The organism is Parageobacillus sp. VR-IP (assembly GCF_013357975.1).
Lineage (GTDB): Bacteria > Bacillota > Bacilli > Bacillales > Anoxybacillaceae > Saccharococcus > Saccharococcus caldoxylosilyticus.
Genome location: NZ_JABVYQ010000002.1, coordinates 522947 through 536165, shown reverse-complemented (window position 1 = coordinate 536165; position 13219 = coordinate 522947). Strand labels below are relative to the sequence as shown.

The window sequence follows — 13219 nt, the reverse complement described above, 5'->3', positions numbered from 1 at the left end:
GTAGGAGCTGACTTGAATGTCTCATTTTTATGAAAGGAAGGCTTATCGCTATCCCTTATATATCTTTATTTTGTTATCGACTGCATTTGCCATCTGCTTGCTTTATTTTCAATGGATTTTAGGGATAGTCAGCTTGTTGCTCCTTGGATTTGTACTTTATTATGTGATTCATTCACAGCGATCATTATATGTGGAGCTGGAACAATATATTTCTAATTTGTCGTATCGAATTAAAAAAGTCGGCGAAGAAGCGTTAATGGAAATGCCGATTGGCATTATGCTGATTAATGATGACTATAAGGTAGAATGGGCGAATCAATTTTTAGCCTCCTGTTTTAAAGAGCAGACATTAGTCGGTTATTCATTATATGATCTTGCGGATTCATTGGTCGCTTTTGTGAAACAGGGGCAGGCCAATGAAGAAATTATCAATATCCATGGAAAACAATTTAAAGTCGTCATTCGTCGGGAAGAGAAGCTTCTTTACTTCTTCGATGTCACAGAGCAAGTGGAGTTGCAAAAACGATATGAAGCGGAACGATTAGTATTGGCAATTATTTTCCTTGACAATTATGACGAAATTACACAAGGAATGGACGATCAAGCAAAAAGCCAGATGAACAGCCATGTGACATCGATATTGAACCAATGGGCCAATGATTATGGCATATTTTTGAAACGTACCTCTTCGGACCGGTTTATCGCCGTCCTTAATGAGCATATTCTCGAGCAATTGGAAAAAAGCAAGTTTTCGATTTTGGATGAAGTTCGCGAACAGACGATGAAATATAATGTCCAGTTGACGTTAAGTATTGGAGTTGGTACCGGTGTATCGTCGCTCCCAGAATTAGGAGCGTTAGCCCAATCCAGTTTAGATTTAGCATTGGGCCGCGGCGGCGACCAAGTGGCCATTAAACAAGGGAACGGAAAAGTAAAATTTTACGGCGGCAAGACGAATCCAATGGAAAAACGTACAAGGGTCCGCGCCCGCGTCATTTCCCATGCGCTTAGAGAGTTAATTGCGGGAAGCGACAAAGTGCTGATTATGGGGCATAAATATCCGGATATGGATGCGCTTGGCGCCGCGATCGGAATTTTAAAAGTCGTCCAGTCTAATCAAAAAGAAGGATATATCGTGATTGATACAGCGAAAACGGATGCTGGAGCCCAACGCTTAATAGAAGAATTAAAAACACATTCGGAGCTATGGTCAAGATGTATTAAGCCGGAGCAAGGGCTGGAGTTAGTAACGGAAGATACGCTGCTAATTGTTGTCGATACGCACCGTCCTTCGTTAGTGGTCGAAGAGAGATTATTGTATCGCACCGACCATATCGTCGTCATTGACCATCATCGCCGGGGTGAAGAATTTATTGATGCGCCGATTCTCGTCTATATGGAACCGTATGCGTCTTCTACTTCTGAGCTGGTGACAGAGTTATTGGAATATCAGCCAAAACGGTTGAAATTGACAATGCTCGAGGCGACAGCGCTTCTAGCGGGAATTGTCGTCGATACAAAAAGCTTTACGTTTCGCACCGGTTCGCGGACGTTTGACGCCGCTTCTTATTTACGCGCGCAGGGCGCGGATACCGTGTTAGTGCAAAAATTGTTAAAAGAAAGCATCAACAATTACGTTAAACGGGCGAAAATGATTGAAAATGCATCCATCGATTCAAGGGGCATCGCTATCGCCAAAGGAGATCCAAACGAAACATATGATCAGGTGTTGATTGCGCAGACGGCCGATACGCTGCTTACTTTAAGCGGAGTTATCGCTTCGTTTGTGATCTCGAAGCGGGCGGATCAGACGATTGGCATTAGCGCCCGTTCGTTAGGAGACATCAATGTGCAATTGATTATGGAACGCTTAGGAGGCGGTGGGCATTTAACGAATGCTGCTGCCCAGCTTTCCGATATCACCATCGAAGAGGCGGAACAGCAATTGCGCGCCGCGATTGATGACTATTTAGAAGGAGGTAAACCGTCATGAAAGTGATTTTTCTAAAAGATGTCAAAGGAAAAGGGAAAAAAGGAGAAATTAAAAACGTTGCGGACGGATATGCAAACAATTTCCTTTTTAAACAAGGGCTTGCCATTGAGGCAACGCCGGCAAACATCAAGGCTCTAGAAGCGCAAAAACGGAAAGAACAGCGCCAGGCGGAAGAGGAGTTGGCAAAGGCAAAGCAGTTGAAAGAACAGATAGAACAAATTACGGTGCAATTAGCGGCGAAAGCCGGAGAAGGCGGCCGTTTATTCGGATCGATTACAAGCAAGCAGATTGCCGAAGCACTGCAATCTCAGCACAATATCAAAATCGATAAGCGCAAAATCGAACTCGAGGATGCCATTCGTTCCCTGGGGTATACGAATGTGCCTGTCAAACTGCACCCGGAAGTTACAGCGACATTAAAGGTGCATGTGACAGAACAGAAATAACGGTGTAGTCGTTGACCAATTCTGTTTCGTTTTCAGCGGAAAAGGAAGCAGTATATTAGGATACATGAGAATAAATGTGATTTTATGGGGAGTTTTTCCTCATATAATCACATTTTTCTTATGACAGGAAAAACGGGGGAAAAGGTGGTGAAAGGCATGAGCGAACTATTTTCGGAACGGATTCCTCCGCAAAGCATTGAAGCGGAACAAGCTGTGCTCGGCGCCGTATTTCTTGATCCTTCCGCTTTAACGCTGGCCTCGGAAATTTTAATTCCGGAAGATTTTTATCGCGCTGCCCATCAAAAAATTTTCCATGCGATGCTTCGTGTCGCCGATAAAGGAGAACCAGTCGATCTAGTTACAGTGACGGCCGAGCTCGCTGATACACAGCAATTGGAAGAAGTCGGCGGCGTCTCGTATTTAAGTGAGCTTGCTGATTCGGTGCCGACGGCGGCCAACGTCGAATATTATGCGCGCATCGTGGAAGAAAAATCGGTGCTGCGCCGCTTGATTCGCACCGCTTCATCGATTGCACAAGACGGCTACACAAGAGAAGATGAAGTGGACGTTTTGCTTGATGAAGCAGAGCGGAAAATCATGGAGATTTCGCAGCGGAAACATTCGGGAACATTTAAAAATATTAAGGATGTTCTTGTGCAGACGTATGATAATATTGAAATGCTTCATAACCGAAAAGGCGAAGTAACGGGGATCCCGACCGGATTTACCGAGCTCGACCGCATGACGTCCGGATTTCAGCGCAGCGATTTTATTATTGTCGCGGCTCGCCCTTCCGTAGGAAAAACGGCATTTGCCTTAAATATTGCGCAAAACGTAGCGACAAAAACGAATGAAAACGTCGCGATTTTTAGTTTGGAAATGAGCGCCCAGCAATTAGTGATGCGGATGTTATGTGCAGAAGGAAATATTAACGCGCAAAATTTGCGGACAGGAAAACTGACCCCGGAAGACTGGGGAAAGCTTACGATGGCAATGGGCAGTTTATCGAACGCCGGCATTTATATTGATGATACGCCAAGCATCCGCGTCAGCGATATTCGCGCCAAATGCCGCCGCCTAAAGCAAGAAAGCGGACTCGGCATGATAGTAATCGACTACTTGCAGCTTATTCAAGGAAGCGGCAGAAACAGGGAAAACCGTCAGCAGGAAGTTTCCGAAATCTCCCGCTCTTTAAAGGCGTTAGCCCGTGAATTAGAAGTGCCGGTTATCGCGTTATCACAGCTGTCGCGAAGTGTCGAGCAGCGCCAAGATAAGCGGCCGATGATGTCCGATATCCGCGAATCGGGAAGCATTGAGCAAGATGCAGACATTGTCGCCTTTTTATACCGCGATGACTATTACAATAAAGATTCGGAGAACAAGAATATTATTGAAATTATCATTGCTAAACAGCGCAATGGTCCGGTCGGGACAGTGCAGCTTGCCTTTATTAAGGAATACAATAAGTTCGTAAACCTAGAACGCCGTTTTGATGATGCGCAAATTCCGCCAGGGGCGTAACGAAAAGAAGGTGTCATTTTTCACTGACACCTTCTTCATTATTTTATTGGACAATGCTTTTAAAATACGAATAAATTAAATGTTGGAAAACAAAAATGTTCGTGTTTTTATTGACTTTTCTAGCAAAAACTGCTACACTTACAATGTTTATATCGAGTTAAGTGGAGGTGCTCGCCATGTCGTCAGTCGTCGTTGTCGGGACACAATGGGGCGATGAAGGGAAAGGAAAAATTACCGACTTTTTATCAGAAAATGCGGAAGTCATTGCAAGATATCAAGGTGGAAACAATGCCGGACATACGATTGTCTTTAACGGAGAGAAGTATAAATTGCATTTGATTCCGTCTGGGATTTTCTATAAAGATAAAATTTGTGTGATCGGCAACGGAATGGTCGTTGACCCAAAAGCGTTAGTGGCGGAGTTGAAATATTTGCACGATCATGGCATTTCAACCGATAATTTACGCATTAGCAATCGTGCGCACGTTATTTTGCCTTATCATTTAAAATTAGATGAATTAGAAGAAGAGCGTAAAGGGGCTAACAAAATCGGCACAACGAAAAAAGGAATCGGGCCAGCCTATATGGATAAGGCGGCGCGCATCGGCATCCGCGTTGTTGATTTGTTGGATCGCGAAGTATTTGAAGAAAAATTGACGCGCAATTTGCAAGAGAAAAATGTCCTTTTTGAAAAAGTGTACGGCGTGGAAGGATTCAAATTAGAAGATATTTTCGAAGAGTATTATGAGTATGGGCAGCAAATCGCCAAATATGTTTGTGATACGTCTGTAGTGTTAAATAATGCGCTCGATGAAGGACGCCGCGTTCTTTTTGAAGGGGCGCAAGGTGTCATGCTTGATATTGACCAGGGAACGTACCCGTTTGTCACTTCCTCGAATCCGGTTGCTGGCGGTGTAACGATCGGCGCCGGAGTTGGTCCAACGAAAATCAAACATGTCGTCGGTGTGGCGAAAGCATATACGACTCGTGTCGGCGACGGTCCATTCCCGACCGAATTGCATGGCGAAATCGGCGACCGCATCCGCGAGGTCGGGCGCGAATATGGAACAACGACGGGCCGCCCGCGCCGCGTCGGCTGGTTTGACAGCGTGGTTGTCCGCCATGCGCGTCGCGTCAGCGGTATTACTGATTTATCGCTCAATTCGATTGACGTATTGACAGGTATTGAAACACTGAAAATATGCGTTGCCTACCGTTATAAGGGAAAAGTATTGGAAGAGTTCCCAGCCAGCTTAAAGGTATTGGCGGAATGCGAGCCGATTTATGAAGAGCTGCCAGGCTGGTCTGAAGATATTACCGGGGTAAAAAGTTTGAACGAGCTTCCGGCGAACGCCCGCCATTATGTCGAACGCATTTCGCAGTTGACAGGGATTCCGCTGTCGATTTTCTCCGTCGGTCCGGACCGTTCGCAAACAAACGTAGTTCGTAGCGTATATGCGTAAAATATGTATAATAATTATAGAAAAAGCGTAGATGCAGCGATGTATCTATGCTTTTCTTTTTGTTTCTCCTTTAAATGGTAAACGGTTATGAGTGATTTCATTTTGATAACATGATAAATTAATATTGATAAATCTAATTTCTGATTCCATCGCTAAAGAAAGGATGTGAAGAAGATGGAAAAGCGGATTTTGGTTGTTGACGATGAGAAGCCGATTGCGGATATTTTGCAATTTAACTTACAAAAAGAAGGATATGAAGTGATTTGCGCATACGATGGCGAAGAAGCGTTGCAAAAAGTCGAGGAAGTCATGCCTGACCTTATTTTGCTAGATATTATGCTTCCGCAAAGAGATGGAATGGAAGTATGCCGGGAAGTGCGAAAAAAATACGATATGCCGATTATTATGCTAACCGCGAAAGATTCCGAGATTGATAAAGTGCTTGGTTTGGAATTAGGAGCAGATGACTATGTCACGAAGCCGTTCAGCACAAGAGAATTGCTAGCGCGGGTCAAGGCGAATTTACGCCGTCATTCACAAACAGCGGCGCAGGAGGAAGAGAGTGATACGAACGAGATCATTATTGGCTCGCTCGTCATTCGTCCCGATGCCTATATCGTGTTAAAACGAGGAGAAACGATTGAATTAACGCATCGGGAGTTTGAATTGCTTCATTATTTGGCTAAACATATTGGACAAGTGATGACAAGGGAGCACCTGTTGCAAACGGTATGGGGATATGATTATTACGGCGACGTTCGTACGGTCGATGTCACGGTGCGCCGTCTTCGTGAAAAGATTGAAGATAATCCATCACATCCGTCATGGATTGTGACGCGTCGGGGAGTCGGCTATTATTTACGCAACCCAGAACAGGAGTAGCGAAAGCAGATGAAAAAAGTAGGTCCATTTCGTTCGATCCACTTTAAATTTGTTGTTATATATGTTTTATTGATTCTGATCGCGATGCAAATCATCGGTGTGTATTTTGTCAGAAAGCTAGAAACAGAGCTAGTGCAAAACTTTAAAAACTCTTTGAACGAACGGGTTACGCTGCTGGCATATAATGTGGAGCAGGCGATCAATAGAGAAAGAGACGCGAAAAGTCCGATGTTGGAAGAAGATATTCGCTCCCTTCTTCACGATTTTGTTTCCCAGGATATTTCAGAAGTGCGTGTCATTGATGACAAAGGCAAAGTATTGGCAACATCCAACCCTTATATGCAAAATATTGTAGGAAAGCGAACGACAGAAATTTATGTAAAGCGTTCGCTTGTGACGGGAGAAATAGTTGACCGCATGCTTCTTGACCCGAAGACGGGGCACCGCATGTATATTTCTTCTACACCGATTAAGTCGGGCGGTGAAGTAAAGGGAGTTATTTACATCATCGCTTCGATGGAAAACGTATTTTCGCAAATGAAGCAAATTAATACAATTTTAGCAACGGGAACCGGCATTGCTCTTGTCATCACCGCTGTGCTCGGTATTTTTTTGTCGCGCACGATTACCCGCCCGATTTCCGACATGCGCAGGCAGGCGCTGGCAATGACAAAAGGCGATTTCTCGCGCAAAGTAAAAATTTACGGATACGATGAAATCGGGCAATTGGCGATGACATTCAATAACTTAACGAAAAAGCTGCAGGAAGCGCAGGCAACAACGGAAGGGGAGCGTCGCAAGCTGGAGTCGGTATTGACGCATATGACCGACGGGGTGATTGCGACGGATCGCCGCGGAAAGGTGATCCTCATTAATGACGCTGCCTTGAACATTTTGAATGTTTCACGTGAAACAGTGCTGTCGAGTTCCATTATTGACGTGCTTGGAATCGGTGATCAATACACGTTTGAAACGTTGCTTGAGGAGCACGACTCGCTCATTTTAGACTTCAGCACTGATGAGGAATTATATATTTTGCGAGCTTCATTATCGGTTATTCAAAAAGGGACTGGGTTTGTGAACGGGTTGATTGTCGTTTTGCATGATATTACTGAACAGGAAAAAATCGACCGGGAACGGAGGCAATTTGTTGCGAATGTTTCCCATGAGCTCCGCACGCCGCTAACCACGATGAAAAGCTATTTGGAGGCATTGGCGGAAGGAGCTTGGCAGGATAAGGAGATCGCTCCGCGATTTATTCAAGTGGTACAAAACGAAACGGAACGGATGATCCGTTTAGTCAACGATTTATTGCAGCTTTCTAAACTCGACAGTAAAGATTATAAGCTGAATAAATCATGGATCAATTTTTCTGCGTACTTTCATAAAGTGATTGATCGCTTTGAATTAACGAAAAGCGAAAATATTAAATTTGTGCGCAAAATTCCACAGGAAGCCATTTTTATTGAAGTAGATGAAGATAAAATTACACAAGTGTTAGACAATATTATTTCCAATGCGATCAAATATTCTCCACAGGGCGGAACAATTACGTTTCGTGTCAGAGAGCTTGCCGATGAAATTATTGTCAGCGTCAGCGATGAAGGGGTCGGCATTCCGAAGGCGGACTTGGCGAAAGTGTTTGAACGGTTTTACCGTGTCGATAAAGCAAGATCCCGCAAACTTGGCGGTACTGGACTCGGTCTGGCGATTGCGAAAGAAGTCGTCGTTGCCCATGGGGGAACGATTTGGGCGGAAAGTAAAGAGCATAAAGGAACAACCATTTTCTTTACTTTACCGCTAGAACGTGATCAAAAGGATGACTGGTACGATGTATGAAACGGTGAAGACGATTGTGTTAACCTCTTTAGTGCTCGTAAGCATTATTTTAACGTTCGGATTATGGACATACCATCCAAAATACGATGTGTTGCAAAATGACGAATACATTCAGCATGTTTCCGTCAGCAACACTCAAGTAGATACAGCGATGATTGTTCAGCCTTCGCAAATATTGATTCATAAAGATAACGCCTATTATGGAATCGACAAGGATGAGGAAAGAAATGAGATTTTAAAAGAAATAAAAAAATGGACGATCGATGATTTTGAAGACATTTCTTCGACGATTCCAACCGGAAAATTTTTATCGTTTTTATACGACAAACAGAGACTGGAGCTCGTTTATCCCGATAGCATTCCCATCGATGTGTACCGGTCCATTTTTCAAATTAAAGATAAAGGGATAAAAGATGTCTATTTTGACCGCATTGTGATTCCATTAGCGAATAAAGATAAGATCCATGTTTATTTTATTTCTACGGAAAAAAGGAAAGTGTACAAGGCGCTGGCAAGCGACGTTGTATTATCGGAAGTAAACAAACTAACCGCGGAAACCGATCGCCATCCGCGCTATTTTCCTTACGTCGTTAGTGAAACGAAGCAAATTTATTTGCCGGAAAAAGAAGTGGTAATGGATCGTCTGCAGTATTATACGGACGAGCTTGACCCTGATAAATTTAAAGAGGCGTTGTTTAGTGATCCGAGTTTTGTAAAAAAAGATTTAATTACATTTGGCGAAGAATATACAGATGGGTCGCGGCTAATGGACGTCGATTTTCTGCAGCGAATGCTGCTGTACGTCAATCCGGCGGCTCGGGTAGAAAACAAGGACGGGAATGAGCAAAATGAGAATTTAATCCAAAAAAGCATTGATTTTGTCAACGAGCATGGCGGCTGGACCGATATGTACCATTTTGCAAAATGGAATGAGGAGGAACGGAAAGTTATATTCCGCCTTACGGTTAACGGTCGCCCCGTGTTTAATGAATACGGCATGTCCGAAATTGTACAAACATGGGGAGATAGTGACCTTGTGAAATATCAACGGCCTCTGTTTCGTTTAGAAATTGCCGATCGTGTCAATGTGTCAAGAACGTTGTTATCCGGCCATGAAGTGATCGAAAAGCTGGAAAAGACAAAAGGATTCAGAAAGGGGCTAGCCAAAGATATTACAGTCGGCTATGAGCTTGTGAAAGATCCGGAACGTGAAAAAGTGATTATTTTAGAGCCAGCATGGTTTTATTTGTATGGCCAGACATGGAAAAAGGTACCTTTAGATAATCAGGATCGTGAAAAAAGAGGAGGGAACGTAAATGGATTGGAGTAAAACAAAGACGATTTTCATTATTACGTTCCTTATCCTCGATTGTTTTTTAGGTTATCAGTTTATGGAAAAGCGAAATAGCAGCCAGTTGGATGTTATTTTGGAAACCACCATTGAAGATCAATTGGCGGCAAACGGCATTACTTATGTCGAACTGCCGAAAGAAATCACAAAAGAGGCTTATGTGAGCGGCAAAAGCAAAAAGTTTTCAGAAGAAGAAGTGAAAAAATTGTCTGGTCAAAAGATAATCATACAGGGCGATACGGTACTAAAAGGAACATTTGAACATCCGATATCGTTTAATTTTAAGGATCCGTACCGGTTGAAGGAGTTTTTGCAGCGGCATATTATTGACGGCCAAAAATATACGTTTTGGACGTTTGATGAAAAATCGAATACGGTTACTTGCTATCAGACGTATGGCGGAAAGATCATTTACAACAACGAAAATAGCAAACTGTTGATACATGTCAATAAACATAACGAAGCAGTCTCCTATGAGCAAACGATGTTAGACGATTTACAAAAATATGAAAGAAAGCAAGACATTGTTCCCGCCATTAAGGCAATTGAAACATTATATAAACGAGGATATTTGCAGCCGGGAGATCGCGTTACCTCAGTGGAGCTGGGATACTACGGCCTTGTGCAGTTTACCGCCTCACAAGTATTAACGCCAACGTGGCACATTGTCGTAGACGGGAAAGAAGATTATTTTGTTAACGCCTTTGAAGGACAAATCATTAACGATGAAGAGAATGTGTTGGAGTGAGAAGTAATGGCGATGCAGTTTAGTGTCTTGGCAAGCGGCAGCACCGGAAATGCATTTTATATAGAAACAGAGCGACAGCGGCTTCTGGTTGATGCAGGTTTAAGCGGCAAACAATTAGAGCAATTATTTGCGCAAATCGACCGCCAGCTGCAGGATATCACCGCCGTGTTAGTCACCCATGAACATAGCGATCATATTAAAGGATTGGGCGTGATTGCTCGCAAGTACCGCCTGCCTATTTATGCGAACGAAAAAACGTGGAAAGCAATGGAGGGAATGATTGGCGAAATCCCCACCGAGCAAAAGTTTATTTTTCCATTAGGAAAAGTGCAGTCGTTTGACGACTTGGACGTAGAATCGTTTGGTGTATCGCATGATGCGGTTGAACCGATGTTTTACGTATTCCATCATGAAGGAAAAAAGCTGGCGCTAATAACAGATACGGGGTATGTCAGTGACCGGATGAAAGGAACGATTGAAAATGCCGATGTCTTTATTTTTGAAAGCAACCACGATGTCGAAATGCTGCGGATGGGAAAATATCCGTGGAATGTTAAACGCCGTATTTTAAGCGATGTCGGCCATATTTCGAACGAAGAGGCAGGGCTGGCATTAGCCGATGTCATCGGCGACCGTACAAAGCGAATTTACTTGGCTCATCTAAGTCAGGATAATAATATAAAAGAATTGGCGCGGATGACAGTAGCACAAGTGTTGGCAAATAAAGGGCTAGAGGCCGGCGGCCAGTTTGATTTATGCGATACCGATCCGAAAAAAGCAACAGCGTTAGTGTATGTCTGACTATCACTTTGTCGAAAATAGATAAACGTATTTATAATGGATTTTTTTGCTTATCCATGATTATAATGAGGAATGGATAGCCTATCGGAAAGAACGTTCGTTGCGGAAAGGATTGGTGCGCATGGGATACTATGATGACCATTATGAGCAGTACCGGCAAATTCAAAAAAGGAAACGCAGCGGCTGGTTTGTTTCTGCGTTAGTAGGCGCTGTGTTAGGAGCGTTTTTAGTAGTGATCTCGATTCCGGCTCTTTCGCGGTGGGACGTGCTTCCTTATGATATTGTTCCAAAAGAAAATGGACAGGCGCCAAATAGGGAGACAGCCAAGACGCCTTCTGTGCAGCAAAACGTTTCCGTTGATGTGACAAGCCAAGTAACGTCGGCAATTGATAAAGTGTCAGATGCTGTCGTTGGCATTGTCAATATTCAAGAAGCGAGCTTTTGGTCGCAAGAGGGCGAAGCTGGTGTCGGCTCGGGCGTTATTTATAAAAAAGAAAATGGCAAAGCGTTTATCGTCACTAACCATCACGTCGTAGAGAATGCTAGTCAATTGGAAGTAAGCTTAAAGGACGGAAAGAGGGTGCCGGCGAAATTGCTCGGCAGTGACATGCTAATGGATTTAGCGGTGCTGGAAATCGATGCGAAGCATGTGAAAAAAGTGGCGGAGTTCGGCAATTCTGATACCGTGAAACCAGGAGAACCGGTTATTGCGATTGGCAACCCGCTCGGCTTGCAATTTGCCGGTTCGGTGACCCAAGGAATTATTTCCGGAACAAATCGAACGGTGGAAGTCGATTTCGATCAAGACGGTGCGCCTGATTGGAACGCCGAAGTATTGCAGACGGATGCGGCGATTAACCCGGGCAACAGCGGCGGCGCTTTAGTCAATATTGAAGGACAGGTGATTGGCATCAACTCAATGAAGATTGCCCAAGAGGAAGTTGAAGGAATCGGCTTTGCCATTCCAATCAATACAGCGATTCCGATCATTTCCGATTTGGAAAAGTACGGGCAGGTGCGCCGTCCATACATGGGGGTAGAGCTTCGTTCCTTAAGTGACATTCCTTCGTATCATTTACAGGCAACGCTGCACTTGCCGAAAAATGTAACGGAAGGAGCGGCGATCATTGAAGTTGTGCCGATGTCGCCGGCGGCACAAGCGGGATTAAAGCAGTTTGATGTCATCGTTGCCCTAGATGATCATAAAATTCGTAATGTATTAGACCTGCGTAAATATTTGTATACGAAAAAATCGATTGGCGATGAAATGAAAGTGACGTTCTATCGTGACGGGGAAAAACGTACGGTGACGATGAAGCTGGCAAGAGAATCTTTTTAGTCAAGAATGAAATGGGGAAAGGAGCGGATTCACGCTCCTTCTTCTTTTTCCACAACTGAATAAAAGGAGTGGAAGCGATGTTTATTTGCTGTGAAGAACATGTGGATATGGCTATTGATATGTATGTGGATGAAACGGAACAAGCCCCTAATATTTCATTGATTTCTGTGGATAACTCCGGTAAATCGTGTGATTTTTGCGAAAATAAGGCTGTATATATAGTAGGGAACTAATGTTTTTACACAACATGTGGATATGTGTTGTGTATATGTGGATAAATATTGTGGATATTTTGTTTGTAAAGTGGGGATGAACTGTGAATATTACCGTGATTTCTGTTGGTAAGCTAAAAGAAAAATATTTGAAACAAGGAATCGAGGAATATGTAAAACGGCTGTCAGGCTACGCCAAAATCGAAATCATTGAAGTGCCGGACGAAAAAGCGCCAGAGAATTTAAGCAAGCTGGAAGAAGAGCAAATCAAGCAGAAAGAAGGAGAAAGGATTTTAGCGAAAATTCCTGGCGACGTCTATGTCATTGCCCTGGCGATAGAGGGGAAAATGAAATCCTCGGAACAGTTTGCTGCCGATTTAGACAAGCTGGCCACTTACGGAAAAAGCAAAGTGGCGTTTGTGATCGGCGGCTCGCTCGGTTTAAGCAAACAAGTCATGAAGCGCGCCGACGAAGCGTTGTCGTTTTCCAAAATGACGTTCCCGCACCAACTAATGCGTCTCATTCTCCTTGAACAAATCTACCGAGCGTTCCGGATTAATAGAGGTGAACCGTATCATAAGTAAATGAGGTTTTTAACTTGTCGACAACGATAACCAATATATG

12 protein-coding genes are annotated in these 13219 nt (G+C 43.7%); all 12 read left to right on the top strand.

Annotation, left to right across the window (positions count from 1 at the left end; translation table 11 throughout):
- The first annotated feature begins 16 nt into the window (after positions 1-16).
- The 12 genes from HT574_RS08085 (at position 17) to rlmH (ending at position 13179) form a co-directional block, all read left to right on the top strand.
- On the top strand, positions 17-1993 hold the full coding sequence (locus HT574_RS08085; RefSeq protein ID WP_175244165.1) for a DHH family phosphoesterase: 1977 nt from the start codon (positions 17-19) through the stop codon (positions 1991-1993).
- Positions 1990-2439, top strand: a complete 450-nt coding sequence (rplI, locus tag HT574_RS08080) for a 50S ribosomal protein L9 (RefSeq protein WP_175244164.1) — start codon at positions 1990-1992, stop codon at positions 2437-2439. The genes HT574_RS08085 and rplI overlap by 4 nt, the downstream gene beginning before the upstream one ends.
- A 156-nt stretch (positions 2440-2595) precedes the next feature.
- A complete protein-coding gene (gene dnaB, locus HT574_RS08075; protein WP_026078505.1) occupies positions 2596-3960 on the top strand; it encodes a replicative DNA helicase in 1365 nt (454 codons plus the stop codon).
- A 176-nt stretch (positions 3961-4136) separates the two neighbouring features.
- The gene (locus HT574_RS08070) at positions 4137-5423 is read left to right on the top strand and encodes an adenylosuccinate synthase (protein WP_175244163.1); all 1287 of its coding nucleotides are present in this window, start codon (positions 4137-4139) and stop codon (positions 5421-5423) included.
- Positions 5424-5597: 174 nt separating this feature from the next.
- Entirely contained in the window at positions 5598-6305 is a 708-nt protein-coding gene (gene yycF / locus HT574_RS08065) for a response regulator YycF (protein WP_017435787.1), read from the top strand.
- Between the two features lie 9 nt (positions 6306-6314).
- A complete protein-coding gene (gene walK, locus HT574_RS08060) occupies positions 6315-8144 on the top strand; it encodes a cell wall metabolism sensor histidine kinase WalK (RefSeq protein ID WP_175244162.1) in 1830 nt (609 codons plus the stop codon).
- Positions 8137-9474 carry a YycH family regulatory protein gene (locus tag HT574_RS08055; protein ID WP_175244161.1) on the top strand — a complete coding sequence of 446 codons (1338 nt, stop codon included), beginning with the start codon at positions 8137-8139 and terminating at the stop codon, positions 9472-9474. Before walK ends, HT574_RS08055 begins: the two co-directional genes overlap by 8 nt.
- Complete coding sequence (locus HT574_RS08050; RefSeq protein WP_175244160.1) at positions 9461-10243, top strand: two-component system regulatory protein YycI; 783 nt, start codon at positions 9461-9463, stop codon at positions 10241-10243. The genes HT574_RS08055 and HT574_RS08050 overlap by 14 nt, the downstream gene beginning before the upstream one ends.
- A 6-nt stretch (positions 10244-10249) precedes the next feature.
- Complete coding sequence (locus HT574_RS08045) at positions 10250-11044, top strand: MBL fold metallo-hydrolase (RefSeq protein ID WP_175244159.1); 795 nt, start codon at positions 10250-10252, stop codon at positions 11042-11044.
- 121 nt (positions 11045-11165) lie between these two features.
- A complete protein-coding gene (locus tag HT574_RS08040; RefSeq protein WP_175244158.1) occupies positions 11166-12383 on the top strand; it encodes a S1C family serine protease in 1218 nt (405 codons plus the stop codon).
- Between the two features lie 77 nt (positions 12384-12460).
- Entirely contained in the window at positions 12461-12616 is a 156-nt protein-coding gene (locus HT574_RS08035) for a CxxH/CxxC protein (RefSeq protein WP_175244157.1), read from the top strand.
- An 83-nt stretch (positions 12617-12699) separates the two neighbouring features.
- Positions 12700-13179: a 23S rRNA (pseudouridine(1915)-N(3))-methyltransferase RlmH gene (rlmH, locus tag HT574_RS08030; protein WP_175244156.1), complete on the top strand. Its 480-nt coding sequence runs from the start codon at positions 12700-12702 to the stop codon at positions 13177-13179.
- Positions 13180-13219: the final 40 nt, after the last annotated feature.

Bases quoted from the DNA above. Each gene is read 5' to 3' on its own strand.
- HT574_RS08035 (WP_175244157.1), top strand. From the start codon at position 12,461: ATGTTTATTTGCTGTGAAGAACATGTGGATATGGCTATTGATATGTAT.
- HT574_RS08045 (WP_175244159.1), top strand. From the start codon at position 10,250: ATGGCGATGCAGTTTAGTGTCTTGGCAAGCGGCAGCACCGGAAATGCA.
- HT574_RS08040 (WP_175244158.1), top strand. From the start codon at position 11,166: ATGGGATACTATGATGACCATTATGAGCAGTACCGGCAAATTCAAAAA.
- HT574_RS08055 (WP_175244161.1), top strand. From the start codon at position 8,137: ATGTATGAAACGGTGAAGACGATTGTGTTAACCTCTTTAGTGCTCGTA.
- HT574_RS08085 (WP_175244165.1), top strand. From the start codon at position 17: ATGTCTCATTTTTATGAAAGGAAGGCTTATCGCTATCCCTTATATATC.
- HT574_RS08050 (WP_175244160.1), top strand. From the start codon at position 9,461: ATGGATTGGAGTAAAACAAAGACGATTTTCATTATTACGTTCCTTATC.
- dnaB (WP_026078505.1), top strand. From the start codon at position 2,596: ATGAGCGAACTATTTTCGGAACGGATTCCTCCGCAAAGCATTGAAGCG.
- walK (WP_175244162.1), top strand. From the start codon at position 6,315: ATGAAAAAAGTAGGTCCATTTCGTTCGATCCACTTTAAATTTGTTGTT.
- HT574_RS08070 (WP_175244163.1), top strand. From the start codon at position 4,137: ATGTCGTCAGTCGTCGTTGTCGGGACACAATGGGGCGATGAAGGGAAA.
- yycF (WP_017435787.1), top strand. From the start codon at position 5,598: ATGGAAAAGCGGATTTTGGTTGTTGACGATGAGAAGCCGATTGCGGAT.
- rplI (WP_175244164.1), top strand. From the start codon at position 1,990: ATGAAAGTGATTTTTCTAAAAGATGTCAAAGGAAAAGGGAAAAAAGGA.